At 70.9% G+C, this 17707-nt stretch carries 13 protein-coding genes; 3 read left to right on the forward strand and 10 right to left on the reverse strand.

Features of this window, described 5'->3' with window-relative positions; translation table 11 throughout:
* Positions 1-91: 91 nt before the first annotated feature.
* The 3 genes from BJP65_RS03675 to BJP65_RS03685 form a co-directional block, all read right to left on the reverse strand.
* Positions 92-652, reverse strand: a complete 561-nt coding sequence (locus BJP65_RS03675; protein WP_055835027.1) for a YceI family protein — start codon at positions 650-652, stop codon at positions 92-94.
* Between the two features lie 150 nt (positions 653-802).
* Positions 803-1168, reverse strand: a complete 366-nt coding sequence (locus tag BJP65_RS03680) for an FKBP-type peptidyl-prolyl cis-trans isomerase (RefSeq protein ID WP_055835024.1) — start codon at positions 1166-1168, stop codon at positions 803-805.
* A 145-nt stretch (positions 1169-1313) separates the two neighbouring features.
* A complete protein-coding gene (locus BJP65_RS03685; protein ID WP_070408243.1) occupies positions 1314-2474 on the reverse strand; it encodes a PrsW family intramembrane metalloprotease in 1161 nt (386 codons plus the stop codon).
* An 83-nt stretch (positions 2475-2557) separates the two neighbouring features.
* Here BJP65_RS03685 and BJP65_RS03690 point away from each other — a divergent pair, with 83 nt between their 5' ends.
* A complete protein-coding gene (locus BJP65_RS03690; RefSeq protein WP_070408244.1) occupies positions 2558-3424 on the forward strand; it encodes a fumarylacetoacetate hydrolase family protein in 867 nt (288 codons plus the stop codon).
* 149 nt (positions 3425-3573) lie between these two features.
* Here the strand turns inward: BJP65_RS03690 and BJP65_RS03695 are convergent, their stop codons facing one another.
* The 4 genes from BJP65_RS03695 to BJP65_RS03710 form a co-directional block, all read right to left on the reverse strand.
* Positions 3574-5037: an aspartate ammonia-lyase gene (locus BJP65_RS03695; protein WP_055835015.1), complete on the reverse strand. Its 1464-nt coding sequence runs from the start codon at positions 5035-5037 to the stop codon at positions 3574-3576.
* A gap of 146 nt (positions 5038-5183) precedes the next feature.
* Positions 5184-6083, reverse strand: a complete 900-nt coding sequence (locus BJP65_RS03700; RefSeq protein WP_070408245.1) for a phosphodiesterase — start codon at positions 6081-6083, stop codon at positions 5184-5186.
* 61 nt (positions 6084-6144) lie between these two features.
* Positions 6145-6474, reverse strand: a complete 330-nt coding sequence (locus tag BJP65_RS03705; RefSeq protein WP_070408246.1) for a peptidase — start codon at positions 6472-6474, stop codon at positions 6145-6147.
* Complete coding sequence (locus BJP65_RS03710) at positions 6471-7685, reverse strand: inorganic phosphate transporter (RefSeq protein ID WP_070408247.1); 1215 nt, start codon at positions 7683-7685, stop codon at positions 6471-6473. The genes BJP65_RS03705 and BJP65_RS03710 overlap by 4 nt, the downstream gene beginning before the upstream one ends.
* A gap of 195 nt (positions 7686-7880) precedes the next feature.
* On the opposite strand from BJP65_RS03710, the gene BJP65_RS03715 reads away from it, so the two are divergent.
* Both BJP65_RS03715 and BJP65_RS03720 read left to right on the forward strand, forming a co-directional pair.
* Positions 7881-9995: a S9 family peptidase gene (locus BJP65_RS03715; RefSeq protein ID WP_070408248.1), complete on the forward strand. Its 2115-nt coding sequence runs from the start codon at positions 7881-7883 to the stop codon at positions 9993-9995.
* Positions 9996-10397: 402 nt separating this feature from the next.
* Positions 10398-11291 carry a hypothetical protein gene (locus BJP65_RS03720; protein ID WP_070408249.1) on the forward strand — a complete coding sequence of 298 codons (894 nt, stop codon included), beginning with the start codon at positions 10398-10400 and terminating at the stop codon, positions 11289-11291.
* Between the two features lie 239 nt (positions 11292-11530).
* On the opposite strand, the gene BJP65_RS03725 is transcribed toward BJP65_RS03720, so the two are convergent.
* From BJP65_RS03725 to BJP65_RS03735, 3 genes are all read right to left on the reverse strand, one after another.
* The gene (locus BJP65_RS03725) at positions 11531-12559 is read right to left on the reverse strand and encodes a 6-phosphofructokinase (protein ID WP_055834994.1); all 1029 of its coding nucleotides are present in this window, start codon (positions 12557-12559) and stop codon (positions 11531-11533) included.
* Between the two features lie 156 nt (positions 12560-12715).
* Positions 12716-14875: a DEAD/DEAH box helicase gene (locus tag BJP65_RS03730; RefSeq protein WP_070408250.1), complete on the reverse strand. Its 2160-nt coding sequence runs from the start codon at positions 14873-14875 to the stop codon at positions 12716-12718.
* A 275-nt stretch (positions 14876-15150) separates the two neighbouring features.
* Complete coding sequence (locus BJP65_RS03735) at positions 15151-17664, reverse strand: cation-translocating P-type ATPase (protein ID WP_070408251.1); 2514 nt, start codon at positions 17662-17664, stop codon at positions 15151-15153.
* Between the last annotated feature and the right edge of the window lie 43 nt (positions 17665-17707).

The following is a 17707-nucleotide window of genomic DNA, read 5'->3' on the forward strand; positions in this document are numbered from 1 at the left end:
AAACCACAACGACCCCGGATGCCGAGCACCCGGGGTCACCCGAGAAACGCCGAAGGCCCCGGATGCCGAGCACCCGGGGCCTTCGCGAAGATCACGCCTGGAGCGCGAGCTGCAGGTCGAGCTCGATGGTGACGTCCTTGCCGACCAGCACGCCGCCGGTCTCGAGGGCGGCGTTCCAGGTCAGGTCGAAGTCTTCGCGGTTGATGACCGTCTTGGCGGTTGCGCCGGCCTTGTAGTTGCCCCACGGGTCGGTGCCGAAGCCGCCGAAGTCGAGCGAGAAGGTGGCGGGCTTGGTGATGCCGCGGATGGTGAGGTCGCCGTCGACGAGGAAGTCGCCCTTTTCGACGCGCACGCCGGTGGAGCGGAAGTCCATCGTCGGGTAGGTCTCGATGTCGAAGAACTCGGCCGAGCGCAGGTGCTGGTCGCGGCCCTCGTCCTTGGTGTCGACGGAGGTCACGTCGACGGAGGCCTCGACGGTGGCCTCGAGCGGGTTCTCGGGGGCGACGATGGTGGCGCTCTTCACACCGAACGTGCCGCGCACCTTCGAGATCATCATGTGGCGCACCGAGAAGGTGACCTCGCTGTGCGACGGGTCGAGGACCCAGGTGCCGGTCTTGTAGCCGGGGATGTCGAGGGCGGTGGTGTCAGTCATGTCACTCCTAGAGGTCTGGGGAGCCGCTTCGGCGTCCTGCCGGGATCCAACTCCCATTCACACGAATGTATTCCACGATCGAGGAAAATAACGAACCTGAGGGAGCCGCAGCCCCCTCGGGTTCGTGAACGTTCCGTGAAGAACGGCTGGTCAGCCGACCTTGAGCAGGTCGATGATGAAGATGAGGGTCTTGCCACCCAGGAAGTGTCCGCCGGCGGGACCGTAGGCCAGGTGCGGCGGGATCACGAGCTCGCGGCGACCGCCGACCTTCATGCCCGGGATGCCGTCCTGCCAGCCCTGGATGAGGCCACGGAGGGGGAACTGGATGCTCTCGCCCCGGCCCCACGAGGAGTCGAACTCTTCGCCCGACTCGTACTCCACACCGGCGTAGTGCACGGTGACGGTGTCGCCGGGCTTCGCCTCGGCGCCGTCGCCGACGGCGATGTCGCGGATGACGAGGTCGGAGGGGGCGGGGCCGCTGGGAGCGTCGAACTCCGGCTTGGTGCGATCAGTCATGCCTCCATCCAAGCACGGCCCGGCGGTCGATGACGGCCCCTGGACAAAGACTCAGCGCCCGGTGCCGCGGCGATGCCTGCGTGTCTACCGGGCGCTGAGTTGGCCTACATCGATGGTGCTCCCGCCTCGCCGCGCTGTCAAGACCTCACGGCGCGAGCAGCGCCGCCCGCGCGTCGGTGGTGCGCTCGAGCAGGTACCGCTCGGTGGTGACAGCCTGCGGATCGCGCCCCGACAGGGCGCGCTGGCGCGCGGCGGCGAGTGCCGTGGCATCCGCGATGAAGGCCTTCATCACCGCCGTGCGGTCACCGGGCAACGTGCGCGCCCACGCGAGGGCCGAACGGCGCCCGGGGCGGGTGGCGAGCATGTCGACCTCTTGCGGCGTGAACCAGCCCGCGACGGCGTACTCGCCCAGCCGTGCGCGGGTGAGACGCGTCTCTTCGCGCCGCAGGGCCAGGATGCCGGCGATGAACGCCAGGAACAGCGGCACCTGCAGCGTGGCGTACACCTCGAAGAAGTTGGCGAACGTGGCCGAACCGTTCCACAGCCCGTGCAGAACGATCGCGGCGAGCACTCCGGGGATCCCGTAGGCGAGGGCACCGCCCCCGCGCAGTCCGCGACGCGCGGCGAGGCCGAACGCGAAGCCGGTGAGGCTGGTGAACATCACGTGCGCGAACGGCGACAGCACCGCCCGCAGGAAGAAGGTCGTGGCGACCTGGCCCGGGCCGCCCTCGAGGTAGCTGATGGCGAAGTACTGCACGTTCTCGGTCAGGGCGAAGCCCGCACCGATCAGCGCGCCGTAGACGATCCCGTCGACCGGGCCGTCGAAGAACCGTCGGGCGAACACGAAGATCAGGAGCACGCCGAGGCCCTTCGCGAGCTCTTCGACGATCGGTGCCTGCACCACCGAGCTGAACTCGGCCGGCAGCCGGCCCACCGCCAGGGTGAGGACGAGGTCCACCCCCAGCGCGAGGGCGACGGCCGCCACCGCGCCCCAGGCCACGGCGAACACGAGCAGTCGTCTCGGTTCGGGCTCCCACCGGTCGATGTAGCGCACCGCGAACCAGACGATGACGAACGGGATCACCGCCAGCACGAGCCCGATGAACGAGGCCGCCGTTCCCAACACGCCCGTGAAGTAGCGGACGAGCAGGGCGAGCACCGGCACCAGCAGCACGGCCACCACCCACAGGGCGATGCCCCCGCGGCGCCGGCGCGGAGGCGCGGCCGAGCCGGCCGCCTGCGGTGCCGGGGAGATGGGGGCGGGCTCCGCGGAACCGGGCTGCGCCAACGGCGAGGGGTAGCTCATGCGCACAGCCTAGGGGCGGCCGGCGACACGGCATCCCGGGCTTGCGACGACTCCCCGCCGGTGCGGCCCGGTAGCGTGGAGGCATGCGATTCGCCCACGTCCGTTCCCCGGAGGGGGCGGAGTCCCCCCGTCTCGTCAGCGTCCACGATGACGAGTTCTCGTTCGTCGACGAGTTCTTCGAGGGCGCCCCCCGCCAGCTCGAACAGCTCATCGCCGGCGGTGACGCCCTGCTCGAGCGCGTGCGCGCGGCGTCCGCCGGTGCACCGCGGCATCCGCTCTCGGGCGTCGCCTTCGCCTCGGCGGTGCTCGCTCCCCCGGCGATCCTCGCGGTCGGCCTGAACTACGCCGCCCACTCGGGCGAGCTGGGGCTGAAGACCGACACCGGGCCCACCGTCTTCGTGCTGTGGCCCAACTCCCTCACCGCCCACGGTGCGACGACGACGTGGCCGCGACAGCTCAGCGAGGCCGTCGACTACGAGGCCGAACTCGGCGTGATCATCGGGCGCCCCGGGCGCGACGTCGCCGAGCCCGACGCCCTCGACCACGTGTGGGGCTACACCGTCGTCAACGACATCACGGCGCGCAACATCCAGTTCTCGGAGGCGCAGTGGTCGCGGTGCAAGTCGTTCGACGGCTTCACCCCGACGGGCCCGTTCGTGGTGACCGCCGACGAGATCCCCGACCCGCAGGATCTGCACATCTGGACCGTCGTCGACGGGCACACGGTGCAGGATGCCAGCACCGGCCAGATGGTGCGCACGGTCGCGACGCTCATCCACAAGCTGTCGGAGTCGGCGACCCTGCTGCCCGGCACGCTCATCTCGACCGGCAGCCCCGGCGGAGCGGGCTACTCGCGCGACCCGCAGATCTTCCTGCGCGACCGCTCGACGGTGACCGTCGGGATCGACGGCATCGGCGAGCTGACCACGCACTGCCGGATCGTCGACTGAGCCACGCCCGCGCGGCGACGGCGCCGCCGGACCGCCGGTGACGGCTGCCCGGTGACCGACGCCAGACCCCCGGGCGGGCGACTCGGCGCTCACCCTCGACACGACGACGGGGCCGCGACCACTGGTCCCGGCCCCGGCGTTCGTTCGTCTCAGCCTTCGACGACGTCCTCGACGGCACGGATGACCGGGATCGCCTCGGTGATCGGGTGCAGGCCCGACAGGCGCGCCGGCGAGAGCTGCTTGATGACCTCGTCGCGCGTCATCAGCCCGGCCTCGACGACCAGGTCGGCGACGTTGCGGTGCGTCAGCAGAGCCGTCTTGGCCAGGGCCGCCGACGCCGCGTAGCCGATGAAGGGCGTCAGCGCCGTCACGACGCCGACCGAGGAGCCGACCATGGCTCCCAGGCGCTCGCGGTTCGCGGTGATGCCGTCGACGCAGTTGACCCGCAGGGTCCACATCGCCTGCCGCATCCACGTGATCGACTGGTAGATCGAGTGGGCGATGACGGGCTCGAAGGCGTTGAGCTGCAGCTGCCCGCCCTCGACCGCCATGGTCACCGTCATGTCGGCCCCCACGACCGAGAACGCGACCTGGTTCACGACCTCGGGGATGACGGGGTTGACCTTGCCGGGCATGATGCTCGAGCCGGCCTGGCGCGCCGGAAGGTTGATCTCGCCGAGGCCCGCCTGCGGACCGCTGGAGAGCAGGCGCAGATCGTTGCAGATCTTCGACAGTTTGACGGCGTTGCGCTTGAGCGACGACGAGAACGACATGAACGCGCCGGTGTCGCTCGTGGATTCGACCAGGTCGGTCGCGGTCTCGAGATCGAGCCCGGTGATCTGGCGCAGGTGCCGCAGAACAGCGGCTCCGTACCCGGCGTGGGCGGTGATGCCCGTACCGATGGCCGTGGCGCCCATGTTGATCTCGTACAGCAGGTAGGCGTTCTCGGTCAGGCGGCTGTAGTCCTCGCCCAGCGTCGTGGCGAAGCCGTGGAACTCCTGTCCGAGCGTCATGGGCACGGCATCCTGCAGCTGGGTGCGGCCGACCTTGAGGACGTCGTGGAACTCCTCGGACTTGGTCAGGAACGACTGACGCAGCAGCGCGAGCTCTTCGAGCAGGCTCTGCAGGGTGAGCGCCAGCCCGATCTTGATGGCCGTCGGGTAGACGTCGTTGGTGGACTGGCTGCGGTTGGTGTCGTCGATGGGCGAGAGGAAGCCGTAGTCGCCCTTCTCGCGGCCGGCGAGCTCGAGGGCGATGTTGGTGATGACCTCGTTGGCGTTCATGTTGGTCGAGGTGCCGGCCCCGCCCTGGATGACGCCCACGGTGAACTCGTCGTGGAACTCACCGTCGATCACGCGCTGGGCGGCGCGGTCGATGAGGTCGGCCTTCGCCGCGTCGAGCACGCCGATCTCGCGGTTCGCGCGGGCCGAGGCCTGCTTGACCATCGCGAGGGCTCGCACGAGATCGGGGTAGACCGAGATCGGCCGCTTCGCGATGGGGAAGTTCTCGAGCGCGCGGGCGGTGTGGATGCCCCAGTACGCCTCGAAGGGGATCTCGAGGGATCCCAGGGAATCGGTCTCGGTACGGGTGCGCGTCATTGCGTCCAAAGCCATGTGGTGTCCTCGTGGGTTGTCACGGCGAGCAGGGATGCCACGAGCCTAGCCACCGGTCCTGTCGCGGTCGTTCGACGCCGCGGCCTGTCGCCCGACCGACACGCTCCCGCGCGTATACCGAACGCGGCGGCCGTCGCGCGGCGGCGTCACCGCTTGCGCGAGAACGCCTCGAGTCGCTCCTCGGGGCTCAACGCCGCCATGCGCGCCGTCCACTCGGACGTGAAGAAGCCCGTGGCCTGCGCGTCGACGACCGGGACCACCGCGTGGGTGATCGTGTCGTCCCACACGTGCACGAGGTGGAACGCGCGCCCGGCGTCCATTCCGTTGACCTCGTCGGCGGGGCGGGCGAGGTCCATCGTGTAGCAGGAGGCCGCGGCCACGCTCACCGGCACCCCGGCGAAGGTCCCCGACGTCGAATAGTGCAGGTGGCCCGCGAGGATCGCGCGCACGTCGGTGCCCGCGATCGCGTCGGCGAGACCGCGCTGATCGCGCAACTCGAGGATGTCGAAGAACGGGATGTGCGAGGGCAGCGGCGGATGGTGCAGCGCCAGGATCGTGCCCCGCGGCGCCGGCTCGGCCAGCTCGGCGCGCAACCACGAGAGCTGGGCGGCGTCGAGGTCGCCGTGGTGCCACCCCGGCACGGTCGAGTCGAGCGCGATGAGCCGGAGTCCCCCGAGGTCGTACACCCCGGTCACGGGCTCCTCGCTCGGCTCGCCGTCGAGCAGCTCGGCGCGCAGCGCGGGCCGTTCATCGTGGTTGCCGGCCACCCAGACGACCGGCGCCCCCAGACGCGCCGCCCACGGTTCGACCTCGGCGCGCAGCGCCCGGTAGGCCTCGGGCTCGCCGAGGTCGGTCAGATCGCCGGTGAAGACCACGGCATCCGGTCGCACCCCGGTCGCCTCGGCGGCCGCGAGCGTGCGGCGCAGGTGCTGCGCCGTGTCGTAGCGATCGCCGAGCAGCCGGTCGCCGCCCAGCAGGTGCGTGTCGCTGAGGTGGAGGATCACGCGCGCGGCGGGCGCATGCTGACCGAACTGCACGGATGCCATGCCCCCAGCCTACGAGGGGCCTCCGACACCGCTCCCCGGGCGCCTCCGTGGGCGAGCAGGATCAGTGGTTGAGCAGGATCAGCAGCAGCGCGCCGAGCACGACTGCGGCGCACACGGCGAAGCAGAGGTAGGCGGCGACCAGCGAGAGGCTCTTCTGCCCCTCGCTCAGCGGGTTGCGCGCGGCGGCCTTGGCGACCGCCCTCTCGGCGCGACGCTTCTGCTTGTCGGTGAGCACGGTGATGGCGTCGGTGAACTCGGCCGGCGCCACCAGCGGCGGACGGCCACCGCGCACCAGCAGGCGCAAGCCCAGGGCGTAGAACGTCACGACCACCGTCGCCCCGAGCAGGGCGGCGACGAAGACGTGCAGGAAGGCTTCCCAGTCGATGCTCACGCGCGGTCCTTCCTCGCGTCGTCGTGGCGGCGCTGGCCGCGCGTGGGCTCGGGCTTGCGCGGCACCTTCACGGCGGCGCCGGAGTCGGCGACCTCGCTCATCGCGTTGGCCGAGGTCACCGAGTCGCGCCGGGAGCGCAGGAACAGACCGAGAACGATGACGACCGCGATCACGGCATCCACCGCCACGCCCCATCCGCCGAGCCAGACCACGATCAGGGCCGCGGCGGCGCCCACGGCGCCGGCGGCGGGAAGCGTGAGCACCCAGCCGATCATGATGCGGCCCACGGTGTTCCACCGCACGGTCGAGCCGCGGCGGCCGAGGCCCGAACCGATGACGGATCCCGAGGCCACCTGCGTCGTCGACAACGCGAAGCCGAGGGCGCTGGATGCCAGGATCGTGGCCGCCGTGGAGGTCTCGGCCGAGAAGCCCTGCGCGGGCTTGACGTCGGTGAGCCCCTTGCCGAGCGTGCGGATGATGCGCCACCCGCCCATGTAGGTGCCGAGCGCGATCGTGATCGCGCAGGCGAAGACGACCCACAGCTGCGGGTCGGCGTTCGCCGACGACTGCCACCCGACGGTGATGAGGGCAAGGGTGATGACGCCCATCGTCTTCTGCGCGTCGTTGGTGCCGTGCGCCAGAGCCACGAGCGACGAGGTGAAGATCTGGCCCCAGCGGAAGCCGTCGCGCCCGTCGGCCTTCATGTCGTACCGGCGCGTGATGCCGTAGGCGATCTTGGTGACGGTGAAGGCGATGATGCCGGCCGTCAGAGGGGCGATCAACGCCGGCAGGATCACCTTGCTCAGCACCACGCCCGTGTCGATCGCCGAGGCGCCGACGCCCACGAGCGTCGCGCCGATCAGGCCGCCGAACAGCGCGTGCGAGGAGCTCGAGGGGAGCCCCAGCAGCCACGTCAGCATGTTCCAGGTGATCGCGCCGATCAGACCGGCGAAGATGATGGGCGGGAAGATGTCGGGACTCAACTGGTCTTCGCGGATCATGCCGCCCGAGATCGTCTTGGCGACCTCGGTCGATAAGAACGCGCCCACCAGATTGAGCGAGGCCGCCAAGAGGACGGCGACCTTCGGCTTCAACGCACCGGTGGCGATGGGGGTGGCCATCGCGTTGGCGGTGTCGTGGAATCCGTTGGTGAAATCGAAGAACAGTGCCAGCGCGATGACCAGCACGATGATGAGGGCTGCGCTCTCCACCGTTCGCTTTCCGTGAGAAGGAAGAAGGGATGCCGACGGGATCGGCGCGACGAACGAAGAGTTCACCTGGAGTTCGACACCCGTTCACCGGGGTCGCGTCCACATCCTGTCATCGGGGACCCCGGGGGTCAAACGCGCGCGGCTCGCTGAGCGTTCTCCGAAGCCCGCGTCGGAGGAGCGCACTACCGTGGAACGGTGACCGACCTCGACCCGCAGCCCACCCCGCCCGTCGCCGCCCGCCGGCCCGTCTCGCGCTCGCACCACGGCGACACCTTCGACGACCCGTACGAGTGGTTGCGCGCGAAAGACGACGCCGAGGTCGCCGGGCATCTCGAGGCCGAGAACGCCTACACGACGGCCCGCACCGGGCACCTCGCGGGCCTGCGCGACACGATCTTCGGCGAGATCAAGGGCCGCACCCTCGAAACCGACCTCTCGGTCCCCGCGCGCCGCGGCGACTGGTGGTACTACGGCCGCACCGTCGCGGGCGCGCAGTACGGCATCCAGTGCCGGGCACCCCTGGACTCCCCCGACGACTGGACCCCGCCCACTCTCTCGCCCGGCACCCCCGTCGCCGGCGAGCAGGTGCTGTTCGACGGCAACGTCGAGGCCGAGGGCACCGACTTCTTCTCGCTCGGCAGCTTCGAGATCTCGAACGACGGCACCCGCATGCTCTACGGCGTCGACGTCGCCGGCGACGAGCGGTACACCGTGCGCGTGCGCGACCTGACCACCGGCGAGACGCTGGCCGACGAGATCCCCGACACCTTCTCGGGGGCGACCTTCTCGCCCGACGGACGCTTCATCGTCTACACGACCGTCGACGACGCCTGGCGTCCCGACACCGTGTGGCTGCACGAGATCGGCACCCCCGTGGATGCCGACGTGAAGCTGTTCCACGAGCCCGACGACCGCTACTGGGTCGGTGCCGACTTCACCCGCAGCGATCGCTTCCTCGTGATCGAGATGGGCTCCTCGATCACCTCCGAGGAATGGCTGCTCGACGCCGACGACCTCCGCGGCGAGCCCCGCGTGGTGTGGCCGCGACGCGAGGGCGTCGAGTACTCCTCGTCGCACGCCGTCGTCGACGGCGACGACGTGCTCTACGTGCTCCACAACGACGGCGCCCTCGATTTCGAACTCGTGCGGGTCTCGGCATCCGATCCCCAAGGCCCCCGCGAGACGGTGATCCCCCACCGCACCGGTCAGCGGCTGCTCGGCGTCGACACGTTCCGCGACTGGGGCGTGGTCGGCTACCGTCGCGACGGCCTCGCGCGCCTGGGGATGCTGTCGTACGCCGATGGCGCGGTGACCGAGATCGCCTTCGACGAGCCGCTGTACAGCGTCGGCACCGGCGGCAACCCCGAGTACGCTCCCCCGGTCCTGCGGCTGGGCTACGGCTCGTTCGTCACCCCCGGCACCGTGTTCGACTACGTCGTCGCCACCGGCGAGCTGCTGCTGCGCAAGCGCCAGCCCGTGCTCGGGGGCTTCGACCCCGACGACTACGGTCAGGCACGGGTGTGGGCCCCCGCCGACGACGGCACGCAGGTGCCCGTGTCGCTGGTGTGGAAGCGTTCGTTCGGCGAGCCCGGTGCGGCTCCGCGTCCCGTGCACCTGTACGGCTACGGGTCGTACGAGCACTCCATCGAGCCCGGCTTCTCGGTGCCGCGTCTCTCGCTGCTCGACCGCGGCGTCGTCTTCGCCGTGGCGCACGTGCGCGGCGGCGGCGAGATGGGTCGGCAGTGGTACGAAGACGGCAAGATGCGCGCCAAGCGCAACACGTTCACCGACTTCGTCGCCGCCGCCCGTCACCTCGTCGATGCCGGGTACACCACGCCCGACCGCATCGTCGCCGAGGGCGGCAGTGCGGGCGGACTGCTCATGGGTGCCGTCGCCAACCTCGCGCCCGAGCTGTTCGCCGGCATCCTCGCCGATGTGCCCTTCGTCGACGCGCTGACGACCATCCTCGACCCCTCGCTCCCCCTCACCGTCATCGAGTGGGACGAGTGGGGAGACCCCCTGCACGACGCCGACGTGTACGCCTACATGAAGTCGTACTCGCCGTACGAGAACGTGCGCGAGGGCGTCGAGTACCCCCGCATCCTGGCGGTCACCTCGCTCAACGACACCCGAGTGCTGTACGTCGAGCCCGCCAAGTGGGTCGCGCGCCTGCGCGAAGTGGGCGCCGACGCGCTGCTGAAGTGCGAGATGGTCGCCGGCCACGGCGGCGTCAGCGGCCGCTACAACGCCTGGCGCGAGCGGGCCTTCGAGATCGCGTGGCTGCTCGACGTGCTGGGCCTGGCGGAGTAGGCCGAGCCGCCGCCGGACGCCTCGGTGCTGGACGCCTCGTCGCTGGACGCCTCGTCGCTTCGTGCGGCGGGGCGTTCGGCCTTGTGGGCTGCAGGGCGTGTCCCACTTTGTGCGACTATCGCGCCTGAATCTCGCACGAAGTGGGACACGGGCGCACGGCGACCGCTCGCCGTCGGCCGAGGCGGCGGCCGCCTGCCGTCGCTCGCGCAGGCATGTCCCAGTTTGTGCAGCTATCGCGCACCAAAGTCGCACGAAGTGGGACACGGGCGCACGGCGGCCGCTCACCGCCTGCTGAGCACCGTCGGGCGGGGACGGTCCTCCCCCGCGCGCCCATCCGCGCAACCATCCACAGAACGCCCCGCGCACTCGTGACCGCAGTCGCGGTGCCTGCATCCTCGAGTGATGGTCGACGATCCGCTGATCTTCTCCGTCCGCGATGCCGTGGCGTCGGGGCGCTCGCGCTTCGCTCTGCGCCACGTCGGCATGCGGATGCCGTACCGCGGCGTTCGTTCCATCGCTGCGCCTGCGCCTCCCGACGATCTGCGCGCCCGCGCCGCCGAGTACGCGCCGCGCCTTCGCGACGGACAGTTCTTCAGCCACGAAACCGCGCTGGGGTTGCTCGGCGTTCCGTTGCCTCCGTTTCCCTGGCTTCCCGGCATCCATGTGTCGGCGCATCGCCCGAAACGCGAGCCGCGCATCGGCGGCGTCCGCGGCCATCGACTTCAGACGCGCGACGCGGCCACCGCGCACACACCGGAGGGCTGGCCCGTCGAGGATCCCGTCAGGGCAGGGCGACAGTGCGCGACTCTCTGGCGCATCGACGACCTCGTCGCAGCGGCCGACTTCCTGCTCACCGAACTGCGCCCGCGGGTCGATGCCGATGACCTTCGCGCCGAGATCGTCCGCATGGGCGATAGCGAGGGCAAGGCGCTCGCCCGCGCGCTCGCGCTCAGCCGTCACGGACCGCGTTCGGCGGCCGAAACCCGCCTTCGCCTGTTGCTCGTGCGCAACGGTCTGCCCGAGCCGGAGATCTCCTGGATGCTGCGCGATACCGAAGGCCGCTTCGTCGCCGAGCTCGACCTCGCCTATCCCCAGTGGAAGGTCGGCGCCGAGTACGACGGCCGCGTCCACGCCGAAGACATGCGGCAGTTCGCACGGGATGCCGATCGATGGGACGCCATCCGAGCCTGCGGCTGGGAGCACGTGCGCATCCTCTTCCACCACATGCGGTCCGACGGTGCTCCGGCGGTTCAAAAAGTACGGGAGGCGCTCGAACGCGCGGGCTGGCGTGAGTGACAGCTCGCATGTCCCACTTCGTGCAGGTTTCCTCCGCCTCGACTGCACAAAGTGGGACATGGCCGGTAGGCGGCCAGATCACCGTCTCCGCAGATCGTGAGGTGTGTCGCCTCGCGACGGGCATGTCCCACTTCGAGCAGGAAGGCGACCGTAAAGCTGCACGAAGTGGGACACGCGCCTCGACGAAACGCAGTCGCCCCGCCCCGCGCGAGCGGGACGGGGCGTCGAACGAGCGCGGCTCAACCGAACAGCGCGGCGGCCTCTTCGTAGCGGTACAGGGGCACGCTGTTGAGCTCGCCGAGGGCGTCGGCGAACGGCACGCGCACGATGTCGGTGCCGCGCATCGCGACCATCTGCCCCCAGGCGCCTTCGTTCAACGCGTCGGCGGCGTGCAGGCCGAGGCGCGTCGCGAGGACGCGGTCGAAGCCCGACGGCGAGCCACCGCGCTGGATGTGGCCGAGCACCGTGGAGCGGGTCTCGATGCCGGTGAGGCGCTCGATCTCGGGCGCGAGCAGCTCGCCGATCCCACCGAGGCGGGGACGGTTGAAGGCGTCGAGGCCCTTGTCGCTGAACGCTTCGTCCATGCCGGTGAGCTTGAAGCCCTCCGACACGACGACCAGCGGCGCGCGGCCGCGGTCGTGGGCGCGGGTGACCTGCTCGACGATCTCGTCGATCGACATCGGCACCTCGGGGATGCAGATGACGTGCGCGCCCGCGGCGATACCCGCGTGCAGCGCGATCCAGCCGACGTGGCGACCCATGACCTCGGCCACCATGCAGCGCTGGTGCGAGTCGCCGGTCGTGCGGAGGCGGTCCATGGCATCCGTCGCGATGTTGACGGCGGTGTCGAAGCCGAACGAGTAATCGGTCGCGCGCAGGTCGTTGTCGATCGTCTTGGGGACGCCGAGCACGTTGATGCCGTCCTTCGACAGACGGTCGGCCGCCGCGAGCGTGCCCTCGCCGCCGATGGCCAGGATGCCGTCGATGCGGTGCCCGTACATGGTCTTCGAGATGTTCTCGGCGCCGCCGCGCGCGCCCTCGTAGGGGTTGGTGCGGCTGGTGCCGAGGATGGTGCCGCCGACCTTGGACAGCCCCTTCACCTCGTGACGCGTCAGGGGGAAGAAGTCGCCGTCGACGACGCCGCGCCACCCGTCTCGGATGCCGACGAATTCGATGTCGTAGTTGGTCGTGCCTTTGAGCACGACGCCACGGATGACCGCGTTCAGCCCGGGGCAGTCGCCGCCGCTGGTCAGGATGCCGATCTTCATGGGCAGAGTCCTCAAGTGCTGTGGTTCGGGTGGAGGTCGGCGCCGTTGCCGTCTCCGACCCTATCGCCGCAGACGGGAGCGGTGCCACACGGCGGGGGCGCCGCCGCGCACGAACGCCCCGAGACCGAAGCCCCGGGGCGTGCGAGAAGCGACGGCTCAGGCCGCGCCGAGCGCCTGACGCAGCAGGTGCATGAGCGCCGAGAGCTGCACGGAATCGCTGGAGCCGGCCTCGACCGACTGCCCGTCGAGGGCGCGCTGGGCGAGTCCCTCCTTCGAGTCGATGAGCTCGGCGATCTTCGTGTCGATCGTGTGCGCGGCGATGATGCGCCACGCGGTCACGGGCTCGCCCTGACCGATGCGGTGCACGCGGTCGATCGCCTGCGTCTGCTCGGCCGCGGTCCACGACAGCTCCGCGAGCACGACGTTCGACGCCGCCTGCATGTTCAAGCCGACGCCGGCGGCGGTGAGCGAACACACCGCGATGCCGACGCTCGGGTCGGTGTTGAAGGCGTCGATCGCGGCCTGGCGGGCCGTCGACGTCTGCTCTCCGCGCACCGACACGGCTTTGAGCCCGGATGCCTTGAAGTGGGCCTCGGCGGCATCCATCACGTCGATGTGCTTGGCGAAGAACACCACCTTGCCCACCGAGCGCTGCAGCTGCACGGCGTAGTCGGCCGCGAGGTGCGCCTTGGCCTGACCGATGCGGCGGACCATCGTGAAGACGTTCTCGCTGCCGGAACCGGCGGCCTTGGCCTCTTCGAGCTCACCGTGGGCGACGAGGCGCACGATGTCGTCGTCGATCTCGCCGGCGGCGAGTCCGCGGTCGCCGCGGGCCTCGATGATGCGGCGGTACTTCGCCGCGAGGCGTGCACCGAGCTCGCGCTCGGCCTGGCGGATCGAGCGGCCGAATTCGTCGTCGAGCTCGACGGGCAGATCGGCCACGAGCTTGTCGGGCAGGTCGGCGGCGACGTCTTTCTTCTTGCGCCGCACGATGCCCATCGAGATGACGGCCTCACGCGCTTCGGGGTAGAACGCCTTGTCGGCGGGCGTCAGGCCCGTGGCATCCAGTTTCTCCATGAGCTCGGGACCGGGCTTCTCGCCGTTGGTCCAGCCGAGGAACCGCCAGATCGCGTCGAAGTCCTCGACGTCGTTGATCAGCGGGGTACCCGTGAGGGCCAGCATGAGCGGATCCCGCGTCTGCTGGCGGACACGGGATGCCAGGGCCAGCACGTTCTGCGAGCGCTGCGACGTGAGGTTCTTGATGAAGTGCGCCTCGTCGACGACGATGCCCTTCAGACCGATCGACGACAGCCACGACAGGTGACGATCGAGGATCTCGTAGTTGACGATGAAGACGTCGGCGAAGGCGTCGATGTCGGCTCCACCGCCCGAGATGACGGTGGCCCGACGCTGCGGGGTCCAGCGCTGCACCTCGCGGGCCCAGTTCATCTTGACGACGTTGGGCACCACGACGAGCAGCGGGTACGCGTCGGCGACCGAGGCCGCGAGCACCGACTCGGCCGTCTTGCCGAGGCCGGGCTCGTCGGCGAGCAGGAAGGAGCGGTGCCCCTCGCGCACGGCTTCGAGGAAGCGCGACTGGTGCGGCATGACCTCGAGCCCGCGCGGCGAGAGCCGGTCGAACTCGGGCACGGGCGGCAGCTCCATGCTGGCGGCCGAGCCGCCGGCGCCGATCTCGAACGCCTTGTACAGCGGGCCCATGAGCTCCCAGCCGTCGAGGCGGCGCCGCGGGGCGTCACCGGTCGCGCGGGGGGTGAGGTCGGGGGCGAGGAACGGGTTCGCCATCTGGCGCGCCTCGATGGATGCCGGCACGACCTGCTTCTCGGCGAGAGCCGCCGAGACCATCGGCGTCACCTGCGGGGCGGTGTCGGTGATGATCAGCTCGTCGGGCGGCAGCTCGGCGCCCGACTCGATCAGCCAGTCGCGGCGCATGCGCCGTGCGACGGGCGAGGTGGTCTGGTCGACCTCGAGCAGCTGGATCAGCGAGGTGTCGCGCGCGGCGGTCTTGGCGAGGATCGTCGCCACCCCGTCGAGCCGCTTGAGCAGCTCGGCGCGCGCGGCGTCGGTGATCTCGGTGTCGGCCTTGACCCGGGCGCGCTCTTCGCGCACCAGGAACGCGATGACCTGGAACTTGATGCGATTGGTCGGCCCCAGCTTTCCGCGCTGAGCCTTGGCCTCGATCTCGCGCACCTTGCGGGCGAGGATCGGGATGACGGGGGCTTCTTCGTCGCGTCGGGATGACGTGGTCTTCCTGCGCCGCTGGCTCGAGCCTCGGGCGGCGGTTGCCGTGGTCGGCATGCTCCTCCTGAGCGTGTCGTCCGGATGACAGTCCGGAGCGTCCGGCGAATGCCGGTGGATCAGTGACCCCGGGAATCGTCGCGCGAACCGCCGCCGAAGCGGCGGTGTCGGCGACCCGCAACGCGTCTACGCCGGAACGGCTCGCGAGAAAGCGGATGACGAGGTCATCGATATTCTAGCGGTCCCGACCGCCTCCTCGCGTGAGGTGCCGATATTCGTCGCCTCGGAGCCCGCTGAAGCGACGAATATGGGCACCCCACGCGAGTGGCCTCGGCTCAGGACGCGCGGCGCAGGCGCAGGCTGTTGAGCACCACGAAGACGCTCGAAAACGCCATCGCCGCCCCGGCGACCATGGGGTTGAGCAGTCCGAGCGCGGCGAGCGGCAGAGCGGCGACGTTGTACGCGAACGCCCAGAACAGGTTGCCGCGGATCACGCGCATCGTGCGACGGCTGAGCGCGACGGCGGTGACGATCCCGCGCGGGTCGTCGCGCATGAGGGCGACGTCGCTGGCGTGCAGCGCGGCATCCGTTCCCCCGCCCATCGCGATCCCCAGATCGGCAGATGCCAGGGCGGCGGCGTCGTTGACCCCGTCACCGACCATGGCGACGGTGCGTCCCTCGGCCTTCAGCGCCGCGATCTCGGCGACCTTGCCCTCGGGAAGCACCCCGGCGCGGACGCGCTCGATGCCGAGTTCCGCGGCGACCGCGCGCGCGATGTGCGGGTTGTCGCCGGTGAGGAGCACCGGTTCCAGACCCATCCGGCGCAACTCGGCGACGGCCTCGGCGCTCTCGGGGCGCACGGTGTCGGCGACCTCGATGACGGCGCGGGCGTGCACGACGCCCAGATCGTCGGGCCATCCGGCCACGATCACCGTTCCGCGCTGCTCGCCCGCCTCGACCGCCGCGGCGAGCGCCGGCGGCAGCGCGGCGCCGAGGTCGGCGGCCAGCGCGGGACGCCCGGCGAACACGCGCACCCCGTCGACGACGCCGACGATCCCCCGACCGGGGAGCGCCTCGAGGTCGCCGGCGACGGGTCCGTCACCGGCGGCCGCCACGATCGCGTGGGCGACGGGGTGCTCCGACCCGCGCTCGACCGCCGCGATGCGCCGCAGGGCGTCGGCGGCATCCCCTCCGTCGACGACCGTGACGGTCGTGACGCTCATGCGGCCCGAGGTCAGGGTGCCGGTCTTGTCGAGAACGATCGTGTCGATGCGCTCGGCCGATTCCAGTGCCGCCGGACCCGTGACCAGGATGCCGAGCTGCGCGCCCCTCCCCGTGCCGACGAGGATGGCGATCGGGGTCGCCAGACCCAGCGCGCACGGGCAGGCGATGATGAGCACGGCCACGGCCGCGGTGAATCCGGCGGCGACCGGCTGGCCGGCGACGAGCCACGCCACGAGGGTGAGCACCGCGAGCACGATGACCACGGGCACGAAGACGCCCGAGATGCGGTCGGCGAGGCGCTGCACGCGGCTCTTGCCGAGCTGGGCGTCTTCGACGAGGCGCGCGATGCGGGCGAGGCGCGTCTGCTCGCCGACACCCGTCGCGCGGACGACCAGGCGACCGCCCGCCGCGATCGTGCCGCCGGTGACCCGCGACCCGGGCCCGACCTCGACGGGAACCGACTCGCCGGTCAGCATGCTCTCGTCGACCGAGGCGCGCCCCTCGAGCACCTCTCCGTCGGTGGCGACGGTGGCGCCCGGGCGCACGACGAACTCGTCGCCCACGGCGAGCGCGTCGACGTCGATGCGGCGACCGTCGGCCAGCTCGGCCTCACGGGCACCCAGGTCGAGCAGAGCGCGGAGCGCCGCCCCGGCGCGACGCGTCGATCGTTGCTCGATCACACGACCCAGCAGCAGGAACACCGTCACGGCCGCGGCGACTTCGAAGTAGACGACCGAGGTGGAGTCGTGCACGGGACCGAACAGCATCACCTCGTGCCGGATGCCGATGCGCCCGGCCGTGCCGAACACGAGCGCCCACACGCTCCACAGGTAGGCCGCGAACGTGCCCAGGGTGATGAGCGTGTCCATCGTCGCCGCGCCGTGGCGCGCGTTGCGCAGGGTCGCGCGGTGGAAGGGCCACCCGCCCCAGAGCACGATCGGGGTGGCGAGCACGAGCGAGACCCACTGCCAGGCGGGGAACTGCCACGCGGGCACCATTCCGAGCGCGACGACCGGAACCGCCAGGCCGAGCGAGACCCAGAGGCGCACGCGCAGGGGCGTGGTTCCGGGGGCGTCGGCGTGGTCGTGGGCGTGAGCGCCGGGGGCACCGGGAGAGTGCGCGTGATCGTGGTCGCCGGGGGCACCGGGGCCGGCGTGGTCGTGCGTGCGGGCGTCGGGTCCGGCGGTGGCGGCGTCGCGGGCGGTCTCGACCTCAACCGGGGTCGACGCCGCGCCACCATGCGGCGCGACGATGTCACGACCGGTGACGGCGTCGATCTCTCCCCCCGGGGCGGGCACGGCGACCGCCGCGACGGGGGCCGGTGCTGCCGTCACGACGGGGGTGGGCCCCGCCGCCGCCACAGGGGCCGGCGACGCCGTCGCGCCGCGCGTGCGCACCCGGGCGTCGTACCCGGCCGCCCGCACGGCGTCGACCAGCGCGGCGGGGTCGAGCTCGGCCGGGTAGCGCACGCGCGCCGTCTCGGTCGCGAGGTTCACCGCCGCCTCGACACCGTCGACGCGGCGCAGGCGCTTCTCGACGCGTGCGACGCAGCTCGCGCACGTCATGCCTTCGATGTCGAGCACCGCCTCGGCGGTGGGTGCGGTGGCATCCGTGTTCTCGCGCATGGCTCCTCCTCGTGTCCCCCGGCACAACACGATACCCCCTGGG

The organism is Microbacterium sp. BH-3-3-3, assembly GCF_001792815.1.
Lineage (GTDB): Bacteria > Actinomycetota > Actinomycetes > Actinomycetales > Microbacteriaceae > Microbacterium.